This is a genomic window from Mesorhizobium sp. P2_A8, assembly GCF_056404935.1.
Window position 1 is genome coordinate 451,454 of sequence record NZ_JBFUDB010000001.1, and the last position, 25,162, is coordinate 476,615.

Below are 25,162 nucleotides of genomic sequence, written 5' to 3' on the forward strand. Positions count from 1 at the left end.
TGTTTGCCCCTTCATCTTTGCCCCCTCCTGGCAGCCAAAATGGCCTTGAGATTGCCCGATGTGGTCGCCACCACCTTGGCCGCTTCGGTGGCGCCAATATCGTTCCAGCCCATCCGGCGCATCACCGCCTCGCGGCCGATGCGGAAATAGATGACCTGGCCGATCAGCGTGAACACAGTGAGCCTCGTGGTCTCGCTTTCGGCCGGCTCCCCTGTCGCCTGTTCCCAGAGCTGGCAAAGCCGGCGGTGCGTCGGCTCGAACACGCCGTCATAGATGCGATCGAGCGCTGCCGTCGGATGCGAAAGCTCGCGCAACACGAACTGAACGATCTCGCCGGCCTGCGGACTTGCCACGACAAAGCCGACCATCCGCTCCAGCGCCGCGAAGAGCTGCGCTTGCGCTGCCTCTGGACTGGCCGGTCCCGGCGCAGGTGCCTGCACATTGCCGAGCGCCTGGCCGGCAACCGTCTGGATGGTCTCGACGATAAAGTCGGCGGCGGCGGTTCGAAGACCTTCCTTGCCGCCGAAATGATAGGCGATCGAACCGATATTGGCTTGCGCTTCCGCCGCGATCTGACGCGTCGAGGTGCCGTCGAAACCCTGCCGGCCGAACAGTTTCAGCGCTGCCTGGACAAGGGCCGCGCGCGTCATGTCGGCGGGAGACGCTTCGCGGCGATGGTTTTGGGTTTGTGTGTCCGGCAATTTGATCATGAGAGCTATTTAATCAATCGATTGATTAAAGTCAATCCATGAGTCAATCTGTGTGAGCGCGACTGTCTTGCCATCGTCGGCGGCAAACGCTTTAGTGCGCGGCCATGGGCAAGGAAGTCGAACGCAAGTTCCTGGTCTCCAGCACCGCATGGCAAGAACTGGCCGAGGCGGATATCCGCATTCGTCAGTTCTATCTCGACGCGTCACCCGGTCGAACCCTGCGCGTCCGCATCAGCGATGACACGTCCGCCAAGCTGACGCTCAAATTCGGCAGCAGGGCGCGCGAGCGCGATGAATTCGAGTATCCGATCCCGCTGGCGGAGGCCGAGGAGATGCTGGCCTTCGCGCTTGGGCGTGTCATAGAGAAGACACGCCACCATGTTAGGCATCGCGGCTATCTCTATGAGGTCGATGTCTTTGGCGGCCCGCTTGCGGGACTTGTGGTCGCCGAACTCGAGACGCCGGAGGACGTGCCGGACGAAATGCTGCCTGACTGGCTCGGCCGCGAAGTCACCGGCGAGTCTGAGTTCTACAACGCGTCGCTCGCCCTCGGGGGGATTCCGGAGATCGCCGCATGAGTTTTCGTATCGATCCGCGCCTGCCGCTGACCGGCGAGGTCAGGCGTATCCTTGCCGAGGAGATCGGCAAGGCATTGGCCCATCTTGACGCCGCGCGCAGCCGGCCGGAACAGGCGCTGCACAAATGCCGCAAGCGGCTGAAGAGCGCGCGGGCGTTGCTGCGCCTGGTTCGTTCCGGTGACGAAACATTCTGTGAGACGGAGAACCAGTGCTACCGCAACGTGGCGGGCCTGCTTGCCGGGCCGCGCGAGGCGACCGCGCTGATCGAGACCATCGACCGGCTGGCGGCAAGCTTTCCCAAGGAGAGTGCCGGCGATGGACTGGGCGCGGTGCGCGACAGGCTGATTGCGCGCCAGCATGAATTGCATGAAGGTGCCGGGCTCGAGGCGGCGATAGCTGCTGCGACCGCCGCTTGCGAGGAGGGCCTGCACCGGATCGACACACTCGCTCTGCCCGATCAGCCGGAACAGGCAGCCGACGTGCTTGCCCAAGGCGCCCGCATCACCCTGCGCCGGGCCAGGAAGGCGCTCGACAAGGCCGGATCGCGCGGCGCGGCCAATGATTTCCACGACCTGCGCAAGGCGGCCAAGACCCACGGCATGCATCTGTCGCTGCTCGGCAGGCTGTGGCCGACGCCGATCAAGGCCAGGCGCAAGGCGGTCGACGACCTGGGCGAGCGGCTGGGCGACCTGCACGATGTGCTGGTGATGCGCGCGCTGCTCGAGGCCGATGACCGTCCGTTCGGACCGTCCGAGGACACCAAGCTTCTGGGCAAGCTTTTGAAGCGGTCGGAGAAGCAGCTGAAGAAAAGCTGTCTCGCCGAGGCGTCCGAGCTGTTCGGCGACAGTCCCAAACGCTCGACACGCAAACTGGCCCGCAAGGCGCGCGACGACCTGGGTGCCGCCCCATTGCAGGAAGATGCCGTGGCGACCGCCAGTTGACGGACGGACGGCTGGCGTCCAGCCGCCTGCATATGTTAATCGCCATATGGCATGACCGAGCTCAGAGACACGCTTCTGGATCGACTTGGCCGCCGGCTCGCCGGCGCGCTGCAGGAAGAGTCTTCCGGCTACGAACCTTATACCCCGTCCGATGCCGAGACGCTGCGCCGTGCGCTGGAGCCGGGCGACATCCTGTTGATCGAGGGCAACCAGAAGATCTCGGCGGTGATCAAGTACCTGACCCAGTCGACCTGGTCGCATGCGGCCCTTTATGTCGGCGATGCGTTGCCCGAGCCGCAAGACGGAACGGAGCGGCCACGGCTGATCGAGGTCTCGATGGGCGAAGGCTGCGTCGCCGTACCGCTGTCGCGCTATCGCACCTACAACACCCGCATCTGCCGGGCGAGCGGCCTGGCGCCTGAGGACCGCGACAGGGTCGTCGCCTTCATGATCGGCAAGCTTGGCCTGAAATACGATCTCAAGAACATCCTCGACATGCTGCGTTATTTCCTGCCGGCACCGCCGGTGCCGGTGCGCTGGCGCCGCCGCATGCTGGCATTCGGCTCAGGCGACCCGACCCGGGCCATCTGTTCCTCGCTGATCGCCGAGGCCTACGGCCAGATCCGCTATCCGATCCTGCCCGAAATCACCCGCGCGCCCGGCCGCGCTTCGGCGCAGTCGAACTATTCGCGCAAGGAAATCCTGCACATCCGCCACCACTCGCTGTACACGCCGCGTGACTTCGACCTGTCGCCCTATTTCCGCATCGTCAAGCCGACGCTGGAATATGGCTTCGACTACCGGGCGGTGACCTGGGACGACAAGGCAAGCACAGACGCCGCAGCCGCAAAGGCTGGCGCAATCGCCTCAGACACGTGATGGCTTTCGGCCCAGGTCAGGACATGCCCCTACGGCGCGGCCTCCAGCCGAGGCGCAGGCGTTTCACATGGCGGCCTAAATCACGCCGAAACCGCAATAGCACCCTGGTTTTCGGCTCTGTGTTCGACCCAGACATGGACCGGTTCGTCCCGGCCGCGGATGCTCACCGGTCCATGATCGCGCGCATTCAGCTGTGTCGTGGGCGATTCCGCCTTCGCGGCCTCAATCAGTCGTGACCCAAAGCAGATACTCGCCTGAAGCTCGCGGCAGAGCGACTGCAAACGGCTGGCGACGTTGACGGTGTCGCCCACCACCGCGAAGGACAGGTTGCGCTCGCTGCCGACCGCGCCGATGACCACTGCGCCATATTGTGCACCGATCCGAACGTCCAGCGGCGGGTATCCCCTGGACACCCGCTGTACATTCCAGTCTTCGAGAGCGGCGACCATTGCTTCAGCGCACTGGATGGCCCGGGTCGCGTCGTCATGGCTAGCTTGCGGAACCCCGAATGTCGCCATGATGCAATCGCCGATATAGTTATCGACGGTGCCCTGGTGGTCGAAAACGACCTGTTCCATGCGACGGTGGAACTGACGCAGGAGTTCGAACACTGCTTCGGCCGGATGATCCTCGGAATAGTGTGTGAAACCGACGATGTCGGCGAACAGCACCGCGATATCCTGTCGGCGGACCGGGCCGAAGGGCTCGTCATCGGTGGCGAGCTGGTCGACGACATTGGGCGAAAAATGCCGGGCGAGATTGGCGCGGGCGCGCTCTGCCTTGACATAGTCTTCCGACAGATGTCGGGAACGATAGACGACCAGCGCCATGATCGCGCCGATAATCAGCACAATCAACACGTTGGTCGCCTGCGCAAATGTATCGACGAAATTGGGGTTGAGATAGAGGTTCAGTTGCTCTGTCATCGGCAGCGAATAGAGGTTCGTCGCCGGAATGACGGTTCCCGGATGAGAAATCACCCATCCCACCCCGATCGCCCATGTCAAGGCAGCGAGCGCGCCGAGATAGAGCGCCAATCGTGTCGAAAGGGTCAGCGCGCCAAGGCATACGAAAATCAGCAGGAATTTGAAGCTGCCCTCGCGCAGTTGCATCGCGGCCGGCGCGACCTCCAGGGAAAACGGGTTGGGCGTTACCAGCAGAACGGTCAAAAGAATGATGTCCAGCGTACCGACGACGTAACCGATCCACCATCGCGCCGTGCGACGGCGCGCAAAGAGAAACTGGATCAGGCCGACGAGCTGGAACAGCGCGAGGCCCGCCAGCACGAAGAGCAGCGAAGCATCCCAGCGGCTGATCAATGAAAAGAAGCAGGAGATCGCAGCGAGCGATGCCGTACGCGCCCAGAACTGCAATGCAGCACCCTGGCGTTCTGCGCGCGCCCGCAAATTTTTCAGGCGCGAATAGCGGCGAAGTTCAAGTGTTGGCGCGGTCGGCATAGGAACACTTCGATTTCAGGGGGACGTGTCACGCACTCGGCAAACCCGCACTCTACAGTCTGGCAAATCAGTGCGCGAACTCTATCATGAATGTGATTTCATTTTTGAAACGCGGCTGCAAAGAGCAAAAATGTCCGGACAAAAGATCACGGTGAAAACCAAAGCAGGACAGGCGGAGGCTTCCCTGTTCAGGTCACCAAAAAACCGCAGTGCCCGGCGTCATTCTCTACATGGATGCGTTCGGCCCGCGGCCGGCGCTGGGCGGCATGGCGGAACGCATGGCTGCAGAGGGCTAACCGTGTTGGTGCCGGATCTGTTCTGTCCCAACGCGCCCTATCCTGCTCGGGATAATTGGCCGTGTCAGGCCGGTAACCGGCGGCGTCCCTTTGCAGGAGTGGCGGGCCGATCGAACGCGCCGGCATCGCGCGGGTGCGGGCCGATCGGCATGATCGCCGGAAACGGGGTTGCGCCAAAAGCAAATGTCCATTTGTAGCCGACCAACCCGTCCTCCGGCGTGGTGTGCTGGTCGTGATGGGCAAGCAGTTTGGCGCGGTTCGCCAGCTCCTCCGCCTCGCGACGCACCATCTCCGCCGTCTCCGGCCGCATCCGCCTCGAGAAGCTGACAAAGGTCGCTTCCTTGTCGATATGGGTGATGGCCCAGCCGACAAAATTCTTGTTGGTCATCTCGAACAGCGGCCGCAGCGGCCCTTCGAAATTCCACTGGATCGGCGTCTCGACCAGCAATCGCGCGGTGAGACCCCGGCCGAGCGCGATCAGGCCGAGCTCCTCCAGATCGCGCAGATAAAGAAACATCGAGGCCTCGCTCAGGCCTTGCGAGCGCATGATGCCTTCGGGCGTGAATTTTTCCGACAGCATGACGAAGATGAACAGCAGCGCCGGCCGGCCGGCGAGCTTGCGCTCGATCTCTGGTGCGATGTGGTTGACCGGTCCTGGCCCCCGGTTCATCGAGCCGAGCACATTTTCCAGCTCGACGCCGGCAGCCGTGCAGATCTCCATCAGCCGGTCGAGCTTGCAGTTGCGCTCGTGGAAGATGCGCTTCACCGTCGGCTCGGAAACGCCCATGCGTTCGGCCAGTTCGCGATAGGTGACGCCCTTCGCCTTCAGCGTCCGCTTCAGCGCCTCGAAGATCAGACCGTTCATCGGATGCACCTCTTGCCGGCAGTTTCGTATCGGCTTTCGATACTAGAGGTAATCAGCCTTTCCGAAAAGTATCGAAAATCATAGCTCTCCATCCGTCATCACAGGAGAGCACTCATGAACCGCTTCATCACCTCAGCCCTTTTCGCAGTCATCGGCATCGCGGCGGGCCCTGCCGCCCAGGCGGGCGAACTCTGGCGCGCGACGGGCCTCGAACAACCGGAATCAGCGCTGTTCGACGCCGCCAACAACCGCATCATCGTTTCCAACATCGTCGGCAACCCCGGCGACGCCGACGGCAACGGCTATCTGTCGGTGCTTTCGATCGACGGCAAGACAGTCACCCAGCACTGGACCGACGGCATGGACGCGCCTAAGGGCATGGCGATTTCGGGCGGCAAGCTCTATGCCGCCGACATCACCAAGGTTCGCGTCGTCGATCTGGCCAGCGGCAAGCTCGTCGCCAGCATCACGGTGCCGAATGCAGTCTTCCTCAACGACATGACATCGGACCAGTCTGGCAAGGTCTATGTCACCGACATGCTGGCCGACGCGATTTACCGCATCGACGGCGACCGGCCGGAACTGTTCATCAAAGACGCGGCGCTGGCTTCGCCCAACGGCGTCTTCGCCGACGGCGACCGGCTGATCGTCGCCTCCTGGGGCAAGGGCATCAAGCGCGACTTCAGCACCGCCGAGCCGGGCGGGCTGCTGTCGGTCGATCTCGCCAGCAAGGTGGTTTCGCCATTGCCAGGCGCGCAGAAATTCGCCGACCTCGACGGCGTCATCGCCATCGGCGACACCGTCTACGCCACCGCCTACATGACCGGCACGCTCTACCGCTATCATGCCGGCGGCGCTCCGGAAGTGGTGGCGCATTTCAAGCCGGGCAGCGCCGACATCGGTACCGACGGCAAGTCGATCCTCTATGTGCCGCTGATGAACGAGGGCGAAGTCGCAGCACTGAAGCTCGACTGAGAACTATCTCCCAGTTTAATTAGCCGACTTAGCGAATGGGCCATCCAACCTTGCTTGGCACTCCCCTCCCCCTCTGGAAGGGCCGCTCCAGGCCGGCGTATGGTGCGCCGGCCCAGTATCGAGGGCGAAGGGAGGTTTGACATGGACGACCGTGAGATACGAGCGGCTCTGGATCGCCACTGGGCTGCCTCCGACGCGAACGATTTCGAGGAGGAGCATCAGATCTACCGGGAGGACGCGGTGCTCGACTATCCGCAATCGGGTGAGCGCGTCCGCGGGCGGCGAAACATTCAGTCGTCTCGCGCCGCGCAGCCGAACCGGAAGCGCTTCACAGTGCGGCGGATCGTCGGCGCGGGCGACTTTTGGGTCACTGAATATGTCCTGGCCTATGACGGGCAGCCATCTTACACCGTGAGCATCATGGAGTTCCTCGATGGCAAGGCGGCTCGCGAGACGCAGTATTTCGGCGATCCGTTCGAGCCGGGGCCTTCGCGCGCGCAATGGGTCGAGCGGATACCGTGAACCGCTACAGGGATGACCATCCGCCGCTCGCCCGCGCGGAGCTGCCGGCGGATACGGTCTCCCTCGCCCGCTATCTCATTGGCAAGCTGGTGGTGCGGGAGCTGCCTGAAGGCATCGCCAGCGGTCGCATCGTCGAGACCGAGGCCTATGTCGTCGGCGACGCAGCCGGGCATGGCTACCGGGGGATGACCCCGCGCAACCGTTCGCTGTTTCTCGAGCGCGGCCACGCCTATGTCTATCTCGCCTACGGCATCTCCACCATGCTGAATGTCTCGAGCGAGATGCAAGGGACCGGCACCGGTGTCCTGATCCGGGCCCTCGAGCCGCTCGAGGGCATCGGGGTCATGCGGCTCAACCGCGGCATCGAGCGTTTGCGCGACCTGGCGCGGGGACCGGGAAGGCTGGCCCAGGCGTTGCGGATAGATCGTTCACTCGACGGACACGACCTTTGCCGGAAAGGCCCGCTATGGCTCGCAGGCGATGGCCACGAAGCCGACGAAATCGGGCAAAGCACCAGGATCGGCATTTCAAAAGATGCGAACCGCCTGCTGCGATTTTATATTAGGAAGAGCCCGTTCGTCAGCGGTCCAGGATCGCTCAACGCGTAAGGGACCCCCCCGCAGCCGCGCCCTCCCCCTCACGTCAAAGGGGGACCGGCGCTCCATCCCTGCGGATTGGACCGCCATATCGGCGATGCTGCCATCTGGCCCTACGGTTCGCCCTGAGATATCCGGCTGCCACATGAGTGAAGCCGTGAAGACACCCAGCCTGACCGGCGCCGTTTCCCCGATGATCCCCGTGCTCGTATGCGCGCTCGGGATCTTCCTGCTGTCGGGGATGGACGCGGCGATGAAGACCCTGGTTATTGCCGTAGGCGTCTACAACACGGTGCTGTGGCGCAGCATGGTCGCGACTGTCGTCGCAGGCGCTGCCTGGTCGGCAGGGCCGCGCTCCCGGCCAACCCTTGCGGTGCTGCGGCTGCATGCGCTGCGTGCCGCCGTTGTCGGCATCGTTCTGATATGCTTCTTCTGGGGGCTCGCCAGGCTGCCGCTGGCGGAGGCGATCGGGCTCAGCTTCATCGCACCGCTGTTCGCTCTCTTCCTCGCTGCGCTGTTGCTGGGCGAACGAATCCGGCGGCAGGCAATCTGGGCATCGCTGGCCGGCATTGCCGGCGTCGCAATCATCATGGCCGGCCAGTTCGGCCAGGCAAGCTACTCTCAAGATGCCATGCTCGGCACGGCAGCGGTGCTCGTGTCGACGGTGTTCTACGGCTACAATTTGATCCTGGCGCGGCAACAGGCGCAGTTGGCCAAGCCGATCGAGATCATGCTGTTCCAGAACCTTTGCGTTGCCATCATCCTCGGCCTCGCCGCGCCGTGGCTTGCCGTTGCCTTGCCAACCCACCTTTGGCTTCCTCTAGCCGGGGTGACGGTGCTGTCGCTTGCCGGGCAATTCCTGATGAGCTGGTCCTACGCCCGCGCCGAGGCGCAATATCTGATCCCGACGGAATACTCGGCCTTCATCTGGGCGATCGCGCTTGGCTGGTTCTTTTTCGACGAGGAGGCAGCCTGGACCACGCTGGCAGGAGCATGCCTGATCGTCGCCGGCTGCCTGATCGCTGCGCGCGCCAATCCGAAGCTTGCCGAGCCGATCGAAGCGACAGTTTGAGCAAGCCTGTCTTCCCTGGCGAAAGGCTACCTCACGCGATTGGACCACGGGCCCTGGAACCGCTCCAGAGTATTGTCGTATCCTGAAGCACCCGAGCCATCCAGCACAGTGCGGGCACCTCCGCTTCGTCTCGAAGGAGGCCGATCGTGATGTCTACGGATACTTCGTCTGATTTGCGATCGCGTCCTGGGCGCTTGAATCGCCCTGCAGCTCCCCCGGCAGGGGAAGACTCGAGCAGCGCAGGTGCACCTCGCGAGAGAACAATTTTCGTTGCTTCTGCTCGTGCTCTTTGATGGCCGCCACGAGCCCCAATGAGTACGGGCCAAGCAAGACGCCGAAGCCCCACCCCGGGTGCTCTTTTTCGCGAGCTTCGTAGTCCGAGGCCGCCATGCGCGCTTGCTGGCATTCCGGCGACACCCATTTCGGGTCCTGCTGCGAAAGCGACGCTTCGTAGACGACCGGAGAGGTCACACATCCAGCCAATGTCGCGGCCAAAGCGACCAAGATTGCAATTCTCATCCGAAAGCCTCCCCAAAGCATAGTTCTGAGTCCACGAATCTCTTCTTCCACAGGGAGATATCTCCGATGAGTCAGCCGGAGAAACGGTTATCGTTGTCAGTCATTTTTCACAACTCAGAACCGGAATCCCTGATGCTTTTGGCGCAAAGCTGACGGTCGTCGCGTCTGACGGGCAGCGCCCCCAATGGCGTTGCCACTGGCCACCGCGGCAGCCGTGCCCGTTGCGGATCAATCGCCACACCGTTATATAGCCAGCGTCGGAAAAGGCAGACTTGGTTTGGTAAGCCCAAGTCCTTTCGGTAACGAAAGCTCTGGTCTTTGGCTTCGTGCACGAGATCCCCACGACGAACATCGGACGCTTCTCAAGCGTCCAATCGTTCGTCCGTGTGGTGTTCAAACTCGAGGAACGCTCCGGTCGAACATCGACCAAGGAGTAGTCCATGCACGACCGACATCCCCCACTTTATGACGTCGTAATCTCTGGCGCCGGCCCCGTCGGCTTGTTTCTCGCCTGTGAGCTTCGCCTCGCAGACCTTTCGGTCCTGGTGCTGGAGCAGGCCAAGGACCCGCGCTCTCCGTTGAAGCGGCTTCCGTTCGGCATGCGCGGCCTTTCCGCCCCCACCATCGAGGCCTTCTACCGCCGCGGCCTGCTGAACGACATCGCCGCGCCGCAACGCTCGAACGATGACCCGGGTCGCAGCAGCGCTTCGGCTGCTGCGCATTGGATGCAACAGCCGCGCCGCCCGGGCGGCCATTTCGCCGGCATCCAGTTCTACCACGACATCGTTGACACCTCGAAGTGGCGTTATCGCCTGCCAGGTCCGGCCGCCACCAGCATGGCGGTCGAGATCGAATATCTCGAATCCGCCTTGGCCGCTCGCGCAAGCGCGATGGGCGTCGAGATCAGGCGGGGCCTCGGCGTCGAAGACTTCGAACAGGCGGACGGGGAGGTGACCATTCGCGCTGGTGGCGAGACTTTCCGCGGACGCTGGCTCGTCGGTTGTGATGGCGGCCGCAGCACGGTTCGCAAAGCTGGCGGCTTTGAGTTCGTCGGCACCGATCCCGAGTTCACCGGCTATTCCGTTGAAGTCGAGATGGCCGATCCGGACAAGCTCCGCCTGGGTCGCCACTACACCCCGACGGGCATGTATACTTACTCACTGCCCGGGACGATCGCGATGGTCGAGTTCGATGGGGGCGCTTTCCACAGAACCCAGCCAATCACGATCGAGCATGTGCAGGCGGTGTTGCGCCGCGTCTCCGGTGCCGACGTCACCGTGACGGCCCTCCGGTCTGCCACGACCTGGACGGATCGCGCCTATCAGGCGACCGCTTACCGCAGGGGGCGGGTGCTGCTCGCCGGCGACGCCGCGCACATCCATTCCCCCTTGGGCGGTCAGGGGCTCAACCTCGGGCTTGGCGACGCGATGAACCTCGGCTGGAAGCTGGCTTCCACCATCCGAGGCGACGCTCCGGTCGGCCTGCTCGACAGCTATTTGGATGAACGACATCCAGTAGGCGCGCAGGTTCTCGACTGGTCGCGCGCCCAGGTCGCGCTCATGCGGCCGAGCCGGAGTTCGCGCGCGCTCGAAGCCATCATCCGCGATCTCATCGACACGCGCGACGGCGCTACCTATTTCGCCGAGCGCGTGTGGGGCGTTTCTCTGCGCCATGATCTTGGCGGCAGTCACCCGCTGATAGGCCGCAGCGCTCCCGACTTCGAGCTGGCCGATGGGACGAGGCTCGGCGAGCTCCTCAGGGAGGGAAGAGGCCTGTTGCTGGACTTTGACGCTGGTACGCAGCTTCAAGCGCTTGCAAGCCGCTGGAGTGGGCGGATCAATTATGCAGCAGGCGACGCCAAGGATCGGCTGGGCCTGAGCGCTGTGCTCGTGCGCCCCGATGGCTTCGTCGCCTGGGCCGCTGACACTGCCCCTGACTATGAGGGCGCCGCCCAGGCCGCGTCGCGATGGTTTGGCGAAGTCGAATAGGCGCGTGAACCTGCCTGAAGCCTTATCCCCCCTGACACCGTCAGCCGCGCCGCGCCGCCTCGATCGCGGCGACGTCGATTTTCTTCATGTCCATCATGGCATCAAACGCGCGTTTTGCTTCGTCGCCGCCGGCAGCCATCGCCTCGGTCAGCACGCGCGGCGTGATTTGCCAGGAGACGCCCCATTTGTCCTTGCACCAACCACATGCGCTTTCCTGGCCGCCATTGCCGACGATGGCGTTCCAGTAGCGGTCGGTCTCCTGCTGATCGTCAGTGGCAATCTGGAACGAGAAGGCTTCGTTGGGTTTGAACGCGGGTCCGCCATTGAGGCCGAGACAGGGGATGCCGGCGACCGTGAATTCGACCGTCAACACATCGCCCGCCTTGCCGGAAGGATAGTCGCTGGGAGCACGGTGGACGGCACTCACCGAGCTGTCAGGAAAAGTCTCGGCGTAGAAGCGGGCTGCAGCCTCGGCGTCCTTGTCGTACCACAGGCAGATCGTGTTCTTGGCAATTGCCATTGCTTGTCCCTTTCGCTTCTGAAGCCATTCCGGCCCGGTTTCCCGCGCCCCCGGGGGGCGGGTTCACAGTCGGCCTCGACGGCGCCCCACGAACATAGAATGCACTCAGGCCATCTGATGTTCCGCCCCCAGGCCACGAACGATGTCCCTATGAGCCGGCGGAATGTCGGGGTTTCTGCACTAGCGGTGACATGGCTGACGTCAAGCCAGAAGGTTGCGCACTGTGCGCAAGAATACCCTCGAGCCGATCGGGATCAGGTCGTCGGGAAAGTCATAGTCGGGATTGTGCAGCGCCGGGTGCCGCTCGCCCGCACCAAGAAACAACATCGCCGATGCGGCTGCGTGACCGAACACGCCAAAATCTTCAGAGGCGCGCATCGGCAGGTTTTCCTCTCCGTGCGAGACGCCCTCCTCATCGAGCGCTCGCCGCAGATGCTCCACCGCCTCCGGTGCGTTGACGCTGGCAACGAAGATCTCGTGGTAGCCCCAGCGAGCAGCAAGATCATGCTGGCCAGCGATCTCAGTGACCAGCGATTCAGCAGCGGCGCACAGGCTGGCCATGCGGTCGTCGCGCCGGGTGCGCAACGTCGCCCAAACCTCGGCATGACCGGGCGCGATGCCGAACACGGCTTCACCCATCGTGGCATGCGTGACTGTCACCATGCTGAATTCGTCGTCGGCGAAGGTTCCACGCCCGAGCGCAGGCAGTGCCGGCATCAGCTGGCTGACAGCCATCATGGGTGAGATGCCGGTCTCGGGCATGGACGAATGGGCGGTCTTCCCCTCCAACACGATGCGCATGCCGCGTGAGGCACAGTTCACCACGCCCGTCTTGAGCCGGACCTCGCCGAGCGGCACGCCGGGCAGGTTATGCAATGAGAACGCGAAATCCGGCGCGATCGCGCCGAAGCGCGGATCGGCGACCACGCCGGCAGCACCATTGCCGGTTTCTTCCGCCGGCTGAAACATCAGCACGACACGCCCTTGAGCCGGCCTCTCGCGCCCCAGCTGGCGGCCAAGTGCCGCGAGGATCGCGGTGTGTCCGTCATGGCCACACATATGCGACTTGCCTGGCACCAGTGATGAATGGGGCGCGCCCGAAAGTTCGTGGATCGGCAGCGCATCGAGTTCCGAGCGGAACAACACGGTCGGTCCCGGCTTGCCGCTTTCGTAGATCGCCGCCACGCCGTGCCCACCCAATCCGGTCAGCACCGCGTCCGGCCTTGTATCGGCGAGGAACTCGACGACCTCCCTGGCGGTCCTCTCCTCTTCATTCGAGATTTCCGGATGCTGGTGCAGCTTGCGCCGCCACGCCGTAAGCTCGACGACGTCTCGATTGGTCAGGGTCAATTTTCCTCTCCGCTCAGGCTCAATTCTGCATAGCATGCGCAGTTCTCCCCGCGTCGTCAAAGCTCGCCGATACATGCGGCATTTTCGGAACGGAAATCGACATTGAGGAACCGGAAAGCGTAGGCTGAGTTGAATTCTGCATCCGGAATCGTAGGTTGGACCGGTAACGTCCGGGCAAAGCATGAGTAAACCCCCGCTGTTGATTGCCGAATGGCCGCTACCGCCATCGGCGACGCTTGGGTCGTCGGTGCGTGTGAAGGGGATCGAACGCGAGATACGGGCACGTCTGCCGTGGGCCGCGAGCAAATGCGTCAAGGCCGAGGCCGGGCACATTGCATTGCGTATGCCGCAAGCCGCGGCGGCCGAGTTCAGCGCGGCCTCTGCGAAAATCTTGAGGACGTTGCACGGCATCGAGGAACTGCCCGTGCTTCCGCGCGAGGCGGAGGACATTTTGACGATCTCTGCCCGAGAGCGTCACAAATGGCTCAAGGACGGTCGCCTGCCCAGCATCGGCACGCGCACCGTCAAGTTGCGCGGCCGAGCCAAGGCCGTCACCTTCCACGTCTTCGACCCGCGACACATCGAGGACGTCCTGGATCGCGACCTGCCGGCCATCTGGAGAGAGGAGGACGTACGGGAAGCCGCTGAAAACAGGCGGCGCGCGGCCGGAAAGGCGGCGCTGACGCGTGCTGGAAAGGGCAAGACCGCCGATGCCAGGAATGCCCGCGAAGCAGATACCGCACGGCCAAGACTGGAAGGCTGGGACGCGTTCGAAGACGAGGGACTGCTGCGCTAGCGCGGTCGCAAGCGGAGCCTAGGGCACTCGGGTTCGGGCGACGAAACAGTCGGCAAAAAGCAGCCTGGTTGTCGGAAATCATGCCGGTCGTTCGTCCTGTGGGCAAGCAAGAACTGGACACCTCACCGAGCAACCTCCCGGAGCCTTCCAATGACACCCACCATCACAGCCTTTGAGCGCTCGCCCGACCGCGGCAGGGGACAGGCACGTGACATGCGTGTTCGCTGGGCGCTCGAAGAAGTGGGCCAGCCCTACAGCGTTCGTCTTGTTTCGTTCGCCGAGATGAAGGAGCCCGCGCATCGTGCGCTGCATCCCTTCGGGCAGATTCCGACCTATGAAGAAGGCGATCTCGCTCTGTTCGAGTCAGGCGCGATCGTGTTCCATATCGCGCAGCGCCATGCGGGCCTGCTGCCGGATGATGCCGATGCCCGAGCGCGCGCGATCACTTGGATGTTTGCCGCGCTCAGCACGGTTGAACCGCCGATCCTTGAACGGGAAACCGCGAGGTTCCTCGAGCGCGACGAGATCTGGTACGAGCAGCGCCTGCCGCTTGTCGAGAAGCGCATCCGTGACCGGGTGGGCCAGCTTTCCAATCGCCTGGGTGATGCCGACTGGCTCGATGGTGCGTTCAGCGCGGGCGACCTCATGATGGTGGGTGTCCTGCGCCGGTTGAACGGATCGGGCCTGCTGGATCCGAACCTCGCCGCCTATGTCGCCCGCGGCGAAGCGCGGCCCGCCTTCGGGCGTGCTTTCGACGCTCAATTGGCGGTTTTCACTGCCACATCGACTGGCTGATGAACGCGGTTCTGGGTTCGAAAGTTGACATTCAACCGGCGGACAATTTGTGCCGGCAAGCGAGGCGACCACGGCAGCATTCTACGACCTCCGCGGCGGCTAATAGCCCACGCGCTTCAGTTCAGCCTTGACCGCCGCGATCGTCTTGAAGCGGGAATGCTCTGTCGCGTTTGCGCCCGCGTGGCGCTCTGTTCAGCTACTTAACCGGGATCATGAGATGTGCGTACGGAGTGCCCGCCCACATCACATATGGCTTGGACGTGTCAGGCTTGGGATCCGTCGGATAGCCCTGCATCATGTCCATTGCGTTGACGATCATGACGTGCGGGCCGGTCTCTACCCAATTGTTGCCTTCCTCGGGTTTCGTCGCATAAGGGTCGGTGTTGCTGCCGTCGGTGCCGCCGGACAGCATATACATGAAGCCGACCTTGCCCTTGGGCGGTTCCTTCTTTTCGATCCAGGCCATTGCCCATTCCATGGAGTTGGCATCGCCACACATCGGATCGGGACCAGGCGTGGACGGGCTGTCCGGCATGCACCAGAAGCCGTTTTTGCCCTCGCGCAGCGTGCGCATGGCACCCTTCTCATCCATGGCGTAGATCGCAGCGCCGCTTCCCACTGTGGCGGGCGCGGCGGATTCAGCGCTCTTGATCATCGCAGCATCATCGGCCGCTGCCCTATGCATTGCAAACAAACTGCTCGCCGCCAAAAGGGCAGCGACCGTCAGAAGCCGTTTCATGGCCGTTCTCCGGTTTGAGTTGGTCTTGTGCATGATGTCGGACGCGCGGCTATCCAGAGCCGTTTGCCGGTACCAAAACAGTAGCAGATCGCATGCTTCCGGACAATGAAGCGTTAGCTGGTCCTAATGTCGGGCGGGTGATTCATGCTGATGGTGCAACCACCGGACGGCAGATCCTGCTTGCTATTCCGTCTCCAATTTCCCGTTCAGCTGCGCCCGTGCATCCCGGATCGAGGCGGCGTAGGTCACCAGCGGCCGCTTGACGCCGTGGTTGATCAGCATGCGCCGTGTCTGCGGCGAGGCGCCTGATATGATGAACCGGACGCCGGCGCGCTTGGCCTTGTGCGCGGCGCCCTCAATGACATTGGCCGCCGTCGAATCGAAGAACGGCACCGCGGAACAATCGAGGATGAAATTCCTGCGCTGGTCGGCGATGCGGTCGAGCACGGTGCCGACGGTAGAGGCGGCACCGAAGAAGAAGGCGCCCGAAATGCGGTAGACGACGGTGTCAGCGTCGCTGGCCTCGCTGGCATCATAGGCGCGGCCGCTGCTGTCGGCGACATCGTCCTGCACCAGTGGCAAATCCGCCTCCACCGCAATCGACTTGGCCATCCGGTCGATGAACAGGATCGAGCCTAGCGCGAAGCCGACGACGATGCCTTCGGTCAAGTCGCGGAAGACGACGATCAAGAAGGTCGCCAGCAGCACCAGCGCGTCGCCGCGCGAGGCGCGCAGCAGCGTGGCGAAGGCCTGCTTCTCGAACATGTTCCAGCAGACCACCGCCAGCACGCCGGCAAGGGCGGCAAGCGGGATGTAGCTGGCGAGCGGTGCGGCCACCAGCATGAAGACCAGCAGGAAGACAGAGTGCAGCATGCCCGAAACCGGCCCGTACGCGCCGGCCCGCACATTGGTCGCGGTGCGGGCGATGGTGCCGGTGGTGCAGATGCCGCCGAACAGGGCCGAGGCCATGTTGGCGAAGCCTTGCGCCACCAGTTCGCAATTGGAACGGTGCCGACGTCCCGTCATGCCGTCGGCGACGACCGCCGACAGCAGCGATTCGATGGCGCCGAGCAGCGCGAAGGCGACGGCGTCCGGCAGCACGGCGATTGCCTTGTCCAGGCTGAGCGCCGGCAGCGCCGGAAACGGCAGGCTGCGCGGAATGCCGCCGTAGCGCGTGCCGATCGTTTCCGCCGGCAGCGCCAGCAGCGCCACCACCAGCGAGGCGAGGCCAACGGCGATCAGCATGCCCGGCCAGCCCGGCCGCCAGCGTTTCACCGCGACGATGGTGACGATGGTCAGCACCGCCACCAGCGTCGCCGAGATGTTGAGCGTGCCGGCCGCCTCGCCGATCGCCACCAGTTTCGGCAGCAGCGGCCCGGGCTCCGGCCGGCCGAGTTTCAGTCCGAACAGTTCGACGATCTGGCCGGAGAAGATGATGATCGAGATGCCGGCGGTGAAGCCGACCGTCACCGGATAGGGGATGAATTTGATGTAGGTGCCAAGCCGGAGATAGCCGATGGCAAGCAGGAAGACGCCCGACATCATTGTCGCCATCAGCAGCCCGTCGACGCCTTCGCGCTGAACCGTTGCCGCTACCAGCACGATGAAGGCGCCGGCCGGCCCGCCGATCTGGAAGCGGCTGCCCCCCAGCGCCGAGACGATGAAGCCGCCGACGATGGCGGTGAACAGGCCACGCTCCGGCGTCACGCCCGAGGCAATCGCAATCGCCATCGACAGCGGCAACGCGACAATAGCGACGGTCAGGCCGGCCATGAAGTCGGCCTTGAACTGCGGCAGGCGGTAACCCTCGCGCCAGACCGTCACCAGTTTTGGCGTGAACAATTCGGAGAATGTCGGCTTCGCCGACCTCTGGGCCGACTTCTGGGCCGGTTGATGCACTGCTCGCTGTGTCTGATCCATGGCCTTCGGCTCCAGAAGGCGGCGGGATCGTCGGCAGGACTGTCGGCGGTCGCCGTCGCGACTTTATGCCGGCTCAGCTTTCGGATCTGGCGGCACGACTGGCTTGAGGCGCACGCCCCTGCCGCCGCGCTCGCTGGTCTGGTTCTCGCCGATCAGTTCCACCCCGGCCTCGTCGAGAGCCTGGATGACCTTCACCAGCGTATCGACCACGCCCCTGACCACGCCGTCGCTCGCCTCCATGCGCTGGATGGTCGGAAGCGAAACGCCGGCCCGTTCGGCGAGCGTCTTCTGATCGATGCCGGCCAGCGCCCTTGCGGCGCGCATCTGCGCGGCAGTGATCATCGGCCGAAATCCCCGTCTGAGTCTGCAGATCTAGCGTATAATACCATCATTGTGATGTTTCAAGCATCAATAGGAATGTTTGAGACGTAACTGCCGTTGCCTGCATGACCATTTTTTCAGATACTTCCTGAGGAATGCGAGCTAGAGATGTTCCATCTGGGGCAGGGGGGTAACGCGGTTGACTATTTTGAGGACCATCATGAGATCGGCATGGTTGCTGTCGGTGGTTTTCCTGCTGACGGGCTGCGGACACCTGATCAACAGGCTTATCTGACGGCGACCGGTCAGGCGGTATCGCCCTGCCCGCGCCATCGTTGCAGAGCCCGCGCCGCCAGCCAGCACAGCATCGCCCAGGCGAAGCCGGCGCACCAGCCGGCCAGCACATCCGATGGCCAGTGGACGCCGAGATAGATGCGGCTGACGCCGACCAGCACCGCCGTCAGCACGGCGAGCGACAACACATAGATCTTCGTCACCCGGCCTGGCAGGAAGCGGGCCGCCAGCGAGCCGAGGGTCAGATAGGTCACCGCCGACAGCATGGCATGCCCGCTTGGGAATGAGAGCGACGTCTCGTTGACGAGATGCGAAACCAGCTCGGGCCGCGGCCGGTCGACGCCGAGCTTCAGCAGGCTCGACAGCACCTGGCCGCCCGCCACAGCAACGAAGATGAGCAGCGCCGTCGCCGGCCGGCGGATCAACAGAAGATAGACGATCGTCGCTGCCGTGATCAGCACCAGCACGGCTGAGCTGCCAAGGCTGGTGATGTCGCGCATCGCGCCCTCCAGCCAAAGTGGGCCGATCGGCACCCCCGGCTGGCCCGGCTGGCGGAAGGCGAGCAGGATTTCGGTGTCGAAGGCGTGCGGCGTGGTGGCCCGCGCCACCTCCATCAGCTCCTCGAACCCCCACAGGCAGCCGGCGATGACCAGGCCGGCCAGCAGCACCGGGAATTCGACCCGGTTCATGAAAGCGTTCGCGGCGTTCTTCATCGGCAACTCGCCTGTTACAACCGCCCTTGCAGATAGGGCCCGAGCGTGATCAGCGCCACGGCGGCGATCGCCAGAACGATGCCGGTCGCCTGCAGCGCGTTGACGCGCTCGCCGAAGAAGGCCAGGGCGACGACATTCACCGACACCAGCTGGATGACGGCCGAGAGGCTGAACGACACCGACATGCCGAATTCGCGGATCAGCCGCAGCATGACCAGATTGCCCAGCGAATAGAGCGCCAGCGTCAGCAGGATCTTGCCGAGGCTCGGCGCCAGACCCCATTGCTTGGCCGCCGTCGCCGCCAGCAGGAAGATCACCGTCGAAAAACCAAGCTGCAGCAACCCCGAAAAGCTCACGTCCCACCCCTCTCGAAGCGGCTCGCGCCGCGTGTCTCGCGGACCTTGTTTCCGAAGCGCGCCGGGACGTCAAGCGACGTTGATCAAACGTAGGTCTTGGCAACAGCAAGAGGGAAGCTCAATGTGCTGGCATCGCCCAGCTATCGATTGAAGGGCGGTCAGGGGGCCATGATTCGTTTTTTTCAAGACTTGGCGCGGCGCTGGAGCGAGCTTTCTCTTGCCCTGCAATTCGTCATTGCCGGCGGCTTTGGCCTGCTGGCCGTCATGCTGGTGGTGGGCGCCTGGGTGACGACTCAGATCCGGGAAGGCGTCATGCGCAATTCAGCCGCCACGACGGCCCTCTATGTCGACAGCGTGATTGCGCCGCTGCTGCCCGACTTGCGCAAGAGCCAGGAGCTCAGCGACTCCGTCAAGCAGGCGCTCGACGAAACGCTTGGCCAAGGCGCGCTCGGCAAGCGCATCGTGTCGTTCAGGCTCTGGCGCCGTGACGGCACGGTACTCTATGCGAAGGAGGCGGCCTTGATTGGCCGCCGCTTCGATCCGAGCGTCGGTCTGCGGTCCGCCTTCCAGGGCAACGTCGTCGCCCAATTCGATACGTTCGATGAGAACGAAAGCCAGGAACAGGCGATCGGCGTGCCGTTGCTGGAGATCTACAATCCCGTGCGCGAGCCCTGGTCCGGCGAAGTGGTGGCCGTCACCGAATTCTATGAGATCGCCGACGACTTCAAAGCCACACTGGCTTCCGCTCTCCTGTCAAGCTGGCTGATCGTGGCCAGTGCCACCCTGGCGGCATTTCTGCTGCTGTCCGGCATAGTCTTGCGCGGCAGCCGCACCATCGACGATCAGCGCGGGGCGCTGCGCCGCCAGGTGTCGGAGTTGCAGGGCCTGGTGGCGCAAAACAGCGCCTTGCGGCTGCGCGTGCAGCGGGCGTCCCGCCGCGCCACCGCGCTCAACGAAAGCTACCTGCGTCGCATCGGCGCCGACCTCCATGACGGTCCGGCCCAACTTGTGGCGCTGGCGGCGCTGCGCATGGACAGTCCGGTATTTTCCGGCGATGGCCATTCAAGCGAAAGCCGAACGACCGAGGTCGCGATGATCCGCAAGACACTGGAGGATGCGATGCGCGAAATACGCGGTATCTGCACCGGCCTCGTCCTGCCGCAGATAGAGACGGCTGCCGCAACGGACATTCTACGGCTGGCCGTCAACGAACACGAGGCGAGGACGGGAACGTCCGTGAGACTCACGCTGGCCGGACAGTTGCGAGAGCCCGGCGCCTCTGAGAAGATCAGCATTTACCGCTTCGTGCAGGAAGGGCTGAACAATGCCTATCGCCACGGGCGAGGCAAGGATCAGGCGGTGACTGCCGGGATGAAAGGTGGCAGGCTCTTTGTCGAAGTATCGGACGGTGGGCCAGGCTTCGATCCGGCACGGGTCGAGGGGCTTGGCCTCGCTGGCCTCAGAGAGCGGGTTGAAAGTATTGGCGGCCAGTTCGAAACCGTGACCGGGCCGCAAGGCACGCGATTGGTGATCCGTTTATCGGTCGAGGAGCAAGCATGATTGGTGCCATTCGTATCGCCATTATCGACGATCATCCCCTCTTCCGCGAAGGCGTGACGCGCAGCCTGACGGAACTCGGAGGCTTCGAGATGGTTGGCGAGGGCGCCACTGCGCAGGATGCCGAACGCATCGTCTCGACGATACAGCCCGACATATTGCTGCTCGACATCTCCATGCCGGGCGGCGGTCTGGCCGCAGTTGCGGCCATCCTTGACGGCCATCCCGCCCAGAAGATCGTCATGCTGACCGTTTCGGAGGCCAATGCCGATGTGACCAGGGCCCTGAATGCAGGGGTGCGTGGCTATGTCCTCAAAGGTATCGGGTCGCGCGCGCTGGCCGACATTCTGCATAACGTGGCGGCCGGCGAAAGCTATCTTTCGCCGACGCTGTCGGCCCGCCTGCTTTCGGATCTCCAGTCCCTGCAGCCGACCAACGGCATAGAGGACCGGCTGCGGCAACTCACCGAGCGACAGGCAGAAATTCTGCGGCTGGTGGCGGAGGGGCTGAGCAACAAGGAAGTGGCCTTGCGGCTGGCGTTGCAAGAGAAGACCGTGAAGCATCACATGACCGGCGTGCTCTCGAAACTCAACGTGCGAAACCGCACTGAAGCCGCCTTGATGATGCGTGAGGCGCGCGACCGAGACCGGAACCATTCGTAGAGGCTTCCGTCAGCGCACTGCTGGAAAACCGGGTGACGCCGGACAAAAACGAGGTCACCTCCGCCGGGGGCGGCGGAGGTGACGTGTGAAGCCGGCCGTTGCCTGTTGGCCGACTTCACAAGGCCTTGAGGCGGCTGACATCCGCCGGCGTGGCCTGGCGATCGATGATCGTACGCCCGAGCGCATCCTCCATCCTGAAACGGCCGTTCTCGATCGTTTCCGTTATGCCGTCGGGATGCTGGACCGTGATCTTGTTGCCGTCCACGTCAACCTCGTCACCGGTCTTGGCGTTGACATGATGGCCGTTGTCGTTCTGCCCCTTGCCGGCCCCGGCGCTGTTTCCCTTGCCGTTGCCGCCGCTGCTGTTGCCGCCGCTGTTACCACCATTGCCGTTTCCGCCACCGCCCCCGCCGCCGTTTCCGCCGCCGCCACCGCCGCCCTTGCCGGCCTGTGCACTCGCGGCGTGGATCCCCGGGGCGTAGCCGTGGAAGTCAATCTGATAGGGAGCGATGATCAACGCCAGCGCGGCTGCCGATCTGAGTGCCAGCCGGCAACAACGGGGCGTGGTCGATCTGTGCATCCTGATCTCCGTCGATTGAGCTGGCGCGCCCACCGTCGACGTTGCAGTTGCAGCAGCATCGCCGAAAGAAACGATCCCCGAAAGCCGCGTCCGACCGTTGCGCTTGTCACCTAGGACCTTTGCAAGCGCAAGATTGGACTAAAGTCCCAAGAGTGTGATAATAAATGCCTTCTATGAACGGCGGCGACCGCCATCGCCGACGGGAAACTGGCTTTCCTGACGCCGAGCGGCGGCAGACGCCGAACATCAAGTCACCTCCGCCGGGGGCGGCGGAGGTGACTTGTAAAACCTTCACAAAGCTTGGAGACGACTGATGTCGTCCGCCGTCGCCGGACGTTCGACAATCGTGCGGCCGAGTGCATCCTTCATCTCGAAGCGACCGTTCTCGATCTCCTCCGTGATGCCGTCGGGATGCTCGACCTCGATCTTGTCGCCTTCCACTTCGACCCTGTCGCCGGTTGCCGCATTGACATGACGCCCAGCATCGTCGTGTCCTTCGTCGGAACCGGAATTGCCGCCATCCCCGTCGTTTCCGCTGTTGCTGTTGCCAATCCCGCCGCTGCCGCCACCTTGTCCGCCATCCTTGGCATGCGCGCTTGCCGCAACGATGCCAGGAGCCGCGCCGTGGAAAGCGAGTTGACAGGGGGCGACGGCCAGCGCCAATGCCGACGTCGCCCTCAGCGCCAGCCAGCAATAACGGATCGTGATCGATCTGCGCATCCTGGTCTCCTCTTCAATCGGGCCGGCCGATTCAGGCAGGCGGATTTCAGGGCCGGTGTTCGCAAGCGGCCGACCATCGCCGACATCGCCGCCTCGCGTAACCGGCCCACGACCGATGCGATGCCGCCAAGGGACCTTTGCCGGGTCTGACAAGGGACCTTTGTCCCAGCGCTTCCTGCTGCTCGCAGAATGCTTGGCCAACGGCGCGCAATGCCTGTTGCGGCTGAAGGGTCCTTGGTGTCACGAAAATGTGATCCGGCGACTATAAGGGGTTGAACAGGCAACCCGCTCCAGCCACCCTAAGCCAGAGGCAAGCCCGATGACCGAACACCGCTCCCCCGACGCCAAATTCCGCACCAGCCTGCTTGAGGAAAATGACGGCCCGGCCACCAATCCCACCGACAACCGCACCATGGGCGAGATCATCGCCGCGCGGTTCTCGCGGCGTGGTTTCCTCAAGGGCTCGCTGGCCGTCTCGGCCATTGCCGCCACCGTCAGCCCACTGGCGCTGGTCAGCGCCGACCAGGCCCGGGCCGCCGAAGGCTCGGCCTTCGCGTTCGACGAGTTGGAGGCCGGCATCGACGACAAGCATCATGTCGCGCCGGGCTACGATGCCGATGTGCTGCTGCGCTGGGGCGATCCGCTGTTTGCCGATTCGCCGGAGTTCGACCCGACCAGACAGACGGCGCAAGCGCAGTCCAGACAGTTTGGCTACAACAACGACTATGTCGGCTACATCGCGATCGACGGCTCGGCCGAACACGGCCTGCTGGTCGTAAACCACGAATACACCACCCCGCATCTGATGTTCCCCGGCATCGTGAAGATCGTCGAGAAGGACGGCAAGAAATCGGCCGACGTCGCGCCGCTCAGCAAGGAGCAGGTCGATGTCGAGATGGCCGCGCATGGCGGCACCATCGTCGAGATCCGCAAGGACGGCGGCAAATGGAAGGTGGTGCGCGACGGCAGGCTCAATCGCCGCATCACCTCCAACACCGAAATGGCGCTGTCCGGTCCAGTTGCCGGCCATGACCGCGTCAAGACCAACGCCGATCCGTCCGGCACCAAGGTGTTCGGCACCATCAACAACTGCGCCGGCGGCGTCACACCCTGGGGCACCTATGTGATGGCCGAGGAGAACATCCACGGCTATTTCTCCGGCGAATTGCCCGAGGGCCACAAGGAAGCCGCCAATTACAAGCGCCTCGGCATTCCCGAAGGCGCCTATGAATGGGCGGCACACCAAGACCGTTTCGACCTGTCCAAGGAGCCGAACGAGGCCAATCGTTTCGGCTGGATCGTCGAAGTCGACGTCAACGATCCGACCTCGACGCCGAGGAAGCGCACCGCCATGGGCCGCTTCAAGCATGAGGGCGCAGAATCGATCGTCGCCAAGGATGGCCGCGTCGTCTTCTATCTCGGCGACGACGAGCGCTTCGACTATGCCTACAAGTTCGTCACCAAGGCAGCCTTCAATCCGAACGACCGCGCCGCCAACAAGGATCTGCTCGACGACGGCACGCTGCATGTCGCCAAGTTCGCCGAGGACGGCTCGGTGGAATGGCTGCCGATCGTCTTCGGCCAGGGCCCGCTGACCCCCGAAAACGGCTTTGCCAGCCAGGCCGACGTGCTGATCGAGACACGGCGCGCCGCCGACCTGCTCGGCGCCACCAAGATGGACCGCCCCGAGGACATCCAGCCCAACGGCGTCAACGGCAAGGTCTATGTCATGCTGACCAACAATTCGAAGCGCAAGGCAGACCAGATCGACGCCGCCAACCCGCGCGCCGAAAACGCCTTCGGCCATATCATCGAGATCGCCGAGGATGGTGGCGATTTCGCTGCCACCAAGGGCAAGTGGGAAGTGCTTTTGAAGTGCGGCGATCCGGCGGTTGCCGATGTCGGCGCCACCTTCTCGACGGCAACGACGGCCAATGGCTGGTTCGGCATGCCCGACAATTGCGCGGTCGATTCGGCTGGACGCCTGTGGGTGGCCACCGACGGCCAGGGCCCGAAAGCCACTGGCCGCACCGACGGCCTGTGGGCGGTCGACACCGAAGGGTCGGCACGGGCGACCTCAAAACTGTTCTTCCGTGTGCCGATCGGTGCCGAAATGTGCGGCCCGCTGTTTGCGCCCGATGACCAGACCGCCTTCGTCGCCGTCCAGCATCCGGGCGACGGCGGCGAAGACTGGGAAGCGTTCGGCCGCCCGTCCTACTATGAGGACCTGTCGACGCGCTGGCCCGACTTCAAGCCCGACATGCCGGTGCGGCCGGCGGTCGTCGCCATCACCAAACAGGGCGGCGGCAAGATCGCGGTCTGACACGCCGGTTCGCAATCGGAAGGAGGGGCTGCGGTGATCCGTGGCTCCTCCTTTTTTCGTGTGAAATCAGTCAAGCCTCAGGAAAGATTGGCAATTTACACAGGGCGCCCTAGGTCTT

26 protein-coding genes are annotated in these 25,162 nt (G+C 63.6%); 13 read left to right on the top strand and 13 right to left on the bottom strand.

The annotated features are described in order from the left end of the window. Positions 1–11: 11 nt before the first annotated feature. Entirely contained in the window at positions 12–710 is a 699-nt protein-coding gene (locus tag AC1D10_RS02205; RefSeq protein WP_477268698.1) for a CerR family C-terminal domain-containing protein, read from the bottom strand. Positions 711–814: 104 nt separating this feature from the next. Between AC1D10_RS02205 and AC1D10_RS02210 the strand changes: the two genes are divergently transcribed. Genes AC1D10_RS02210 through AC1D10_RS02220 form a run of 3 tightly spaced genes read left to right on the top strand, consistent with a single transcriptional unit; the run spans position 815 to position 3,108 of the window. Beyond that, a complete protein-coding gene (locus AC1D10_RS02210; protein WP_477268699.1) occupies positions 815–1,288 on the top strand; it encodes a CYTH domain-containing protein in 474 nt (157 codons plus the stop codon). Continuing rightward, positions 1,285–2,229 carry a CHAD domain-containing protein gene (locus tag AC1D10_RS02215; protein ID WP_477268700.1) on the top strand — a complete coding sequence of 315 codons (945 nt, stop codon included), beginning with the start codon at positions 1,285–1,287 and terminating at the stop codon, positions 2,227–2,229. Before AC1D10_RS02210 ends, AC1D10_RS02215 begins: the two co-directional genes overlap by 4 nt. Positions 2,230–2,280: 51 nt before the next feature. Next, positions 2,281–3,108, top strand: a complete 828-nt coding sequence (locus AC1D10_RS02220) for a C40 family peptidase (RefSeq protein ID WP_477268701.1) — start codon at positions 2,281–2,283, stop codon at positions 3,106–3,108. Positions 3,109–3,188: 80 nt separating this feature from the next. Here the strand turns inward: AC1D10_RS02220 and AC1D10_RS02225 are convergent, their stop codons facing one another. Together AC1D10_RS02225 and AC1D10_RS02230 are read right to left on the bottom strand one after the other, a co-directional pair. Further along, a complete protein-coding gene (locus AC1D10_RS02225; RefSeq protein WP_477268702.1) occupies positions 3,189–4,565 on the bottom strand; it encodes an adenylate/guanylate cyclase domain-containing protein in 1,377 nt (458 codons plus the stop codon). A gap of 360 nt (positions 4,566–4,925) precedes the next feature. Beyond that, positions 4,926–5,726: a helix-turn-helix domain-containing protein gene (locus tag AC1D10_RS02230; protein ID WP_477268703.1), complete on the bottom strand. Its 801-nt coding sequence runs from the start codon at positions 5,724–5,726 to the stop codon at positions 4,926–4,928. Between the two features lie 114 nt (positions 5,727–5,840). Between AC1D10_RS02230 and AC1D10_RS02235 the strand changes: the two genes are divergently transcribed. From AC1D10_RS02235 to AC1D10_RS02250, 4 genes are all read left to right on the top strand, one after another. Further along, complete coding sequence (locus tag AC1D10_RS02235; RefSeq protein ID WP_477268704.1) at positions 5,841–6,701, top strand: SMP-30/gluconolactonase/LRE family protein; 861 nt, start codon at positions 5,841–5,843, stop codon at positions 6,699–6,701. Between the two features lie 141 nt (positions 6,702–6,842). Beyond that, positions 6,843–7,223, top strand: coding sequence for a nuclear transport factor 2 family protein (locus tag AC1D10_RS02240; protein ID WP_477268705.1), 381 nt, complete (start codon positions 6,843–6,845; stop codon positions 7,221–7,223). After that, complete coding sequence (locus AC1D10_RS02245) at positions 7,202–7,831, top strand: DNA-3-methyladenine glycosylase (protein WP_477268706.1); 630 nt, start codon at positions 7,202–7,204, stop codon at positions 7,829–7,831. Before AC1D10_RS02240 ends, AC1D10_RS02245 begins: the two co-directional genes overlap by 22 nt. Before the next feature lie 133 nt (positions 7,832–7,964). Beyond that, entirely contained in the window at positions 7,965–8,891 is a 927-nt protein-coding gene (locus AC1D10_RS02250) for a DMT family transporter (RefSeq protein ID WP_477268707.1), read from the top strand. A 153-nt stretch (positions 8,892–9,044) separates the two neighbouring features. On the opposite strand, the gene AC1D10_RS02255 is transcribed toward AC1D10_RS02250, so the two are convergent. Further along, positions 9,045–9,410 carry a hypothetical protein gene (locus AC1D10_RS02255; RefSeq protein ID WP_477268708.1) on the bottom strand — a complete coding sequence of 122 codons (366 nt, stop codon included), beginning with the start codon at positions 9,408–9,410 and terminating at the stop codon, positions 9,045–9,047. A gap of 440 nt (positions 9,411–9,850) precedes the next feature. Here AC1D10_RS02255 and AC1D10_RS02260 point away from each other — a divergent pair, with 440 nt between their 5' ends. Continuing rightward, positions 9,851–11,398 (top strand): FAD-dependent monooxygenase, encoded by a 1,548-nt coding sequence (locus tag AC1D10_RS02260; protein WP_477268709.1) that lies wholly within the window; start codon positions 9,851–9,853, stop codon positions 11,396–11,398. 40 nt (positions 11,399–11,438) lie between these two features. Here the strand turns inward: AC1D10_RS02260 and AC1D10_RS02265 are convergent, their stop codons facing one another. Together AC1D10_RS02265 and AC1D10_RS02270 are read right to left on the bottom strand one after the other, a co-directional pair. Beyond that, positions 11,439–11,912 (bottom strand): VOC family protein, encoded by a 474-nt coding sequence (locus AC1D10_RS02265; protein ID WP_477269812.1) that lies wholly within the window; start codon positions 11,910–11,912, stop codon positions 11,439–11,441. Positions 11,913–12,119: 207 nt separating this feature from the next. Beyond that, positions 12,120–13,268, bottom strand: a complete 1,149-nt coding sequence (locus tag AC1D10_RS02270; RefSeq protein ID WP_477268710.1) for an amidohydrolase — start codon at positions 13,266–13,268, stop codon at positions 12,120–12,122. 181 nt (positions 13,269–13,449) lie between these two features. Here AC1D10_RS02270 and AC1D10_RS02275 point away from each other — a divergent pair, with 181 nt between their 5' ends. After that, on the top strand, positions 13,450–14,064 hold the full coding sequence (locus AC1D10_RS02275) for a hypothetical protein (protein ID WP_477268711.1): 615 nt from the start codon (positions 13,450–13,452) through the stop codon (positions 14,062–14,064). Between the two features lie 150 nt (positions 14,065–14,214). Further along, a complete protein-coding gene (locus AC1D10_RS02280) occupies positions 14,215–14,859 on the top strand; it encodes a glutathione S-transferase family protein (RefSeq protein WP_477268712.1) in 645 nt (214 codons plus the stop codon). 196 nt (positions 14,860–15,055) lie between these two features. Here the strand turns inward: AC1D10_RS02280 and AC1D10_RS02285 are convergent, their stop codons facing one another. From AC1D10_RS02285 to AC1D10_RS02305, 5 genes are all read right to left on the bottom strand, one after another. After that, positions 15,056–15,598, bottom strand: a complete 543-nt coding sequence (locus AC1D10_RS02285; protein ID WP_477268713.1) for a hypothetical protein — start codon at positions 15,596–15,598, stop codon at positions 15,056–15,058. A gap of 183 nt (positions 15,599–15,781) precedes the next feature. Continuing rightward, positions 15,782–17,518: a SulP family inorganic anion transporter gene (locus AC1D10_RS02290; RefSeq protein WP_477268714.1), complete on the bottom strand. Its 1,737-nt coding sequence runs from the start codon at positions 17,516–17,518 to the stop codon at positions 15,782–15,784. 63 nt (positions 17,519–17,581) lie between these two features. After that, the gene (locus tag AC1D10_RS02295; RefSeq protein WP_477268715.1) at positions 17,582–17,860 is read right to left on the bottom strand and encodes a helix-turn-helix domain-containing protein; all 279 of its coding nucleotides are present in this window, start codon (positions 17,858–17,860) and stop codon (positions 17,582–17,584) included. A gap of 284 nt (positions 17,861–18,144) precedes the next feature. Next, on the bottom strand, positions 18,145–18,846 hold the full coding sequence (locus AC1D10_RS02300) for a phosphatase PAP2 family protein (RefSeq protein ID WP_477268716.1): 702 nt from the start codon (positions 18,844–18,846) through the stop codon (positions 18,145–18,147). Between the two features lie 14 nt (positions 18,847–18,860). After that, positions 18,861–19,202 carry a hypothetical protein gene (locus tag AC1D10_RS02305; protein WP_477268717.1) on the bottom strand — a complete coding sequence of 114 codons (342 nt, stop codon included), beginning with the start codon at positions 19,200–19,202 and terminating at the stop codon, positions 18,861–18,863. 168 nt (positions 19,203–19,370) lie between these two features. On the opposite strand from AC1D10_RS02305, the gene AC1D10_RS02310 reads away from it, so the two are divergent. Both AC1D10_RS02310 and AC1D10_RS02315 read left to right on the top strand, forming a co-directional pair. Beyond that, entirely contained in the window at positions 19,371–20,762 is a 1,392-nt protein-coding gene (locus AC1D10_RS02310) for a sensor histidine kinase (protein WP_477268718.1), read from the top strand. Continuing rightward, positions 20,759–21,421, top strand: coding sequence for a response regulator (locus AC1D10_RS02315; RefSeq protein WP_477268719.1), 663 nt, complete (start codon positions 20,759–20,761; stop codon positions 21,419–21,421). Before AC1D10_RS02310 ends, AC1D10_RS02315 begins: the two co-directional genes overlap by 4 nt. A 115-nt stretch (positions 21,422–21,536) precedes the next feature. On the opposite strand, the gene AC1D10_RS02320 is transcribed toward AC1D10_RS02315, so the two are convergent. Both AC1D10_RS02320 and AC1D10_RS02325 read right to left on the bottom strand, forming a co-directional pair. Then, positions 21,537–21,938 (bottom strand): hypothetical protein, encoded by a 402-nt coding sequence (locus AC1D10_RS02320; RefSeq protein WP_477268720.1) that lies wholly within the window; start codon positions 21,936–21,938, stop codon positions 21,537–21,539. Positions 21,939–22,292: 354 nt separating this feature from the next. Then, positions 22,293–22,721: a hypothetical protein gene (locus tag AC1D10_RS02325; RefSeq protein WP_477268721.1), complete on the bottom strand. Its 429-nt coding sequence runs from the start codon at positions 22,719–22,721 to the stop codon at positions 22,293–22,295. Between the two features lie 319 nt (positions 22,722–23,040). Here AC1D10_RS02325 and AC1D10_RS02330 point away from each other — a divergent pair, with 319 nt between their 5' ends. Further along, positions 23,041–25,044 carry a PhoX family protein gene (locus AC1D10_RS02330; protein WP_477268722.1) on the top strand — a complete coding sequence of 668 codons (2,004 nt, stop codon included), beginning with the start codon at positions 23,041–23,043 and terminating at the stop codon, positions 25,042–25,044. Positions 25,045–25,162: the final 118 nt, after the last annotated feature.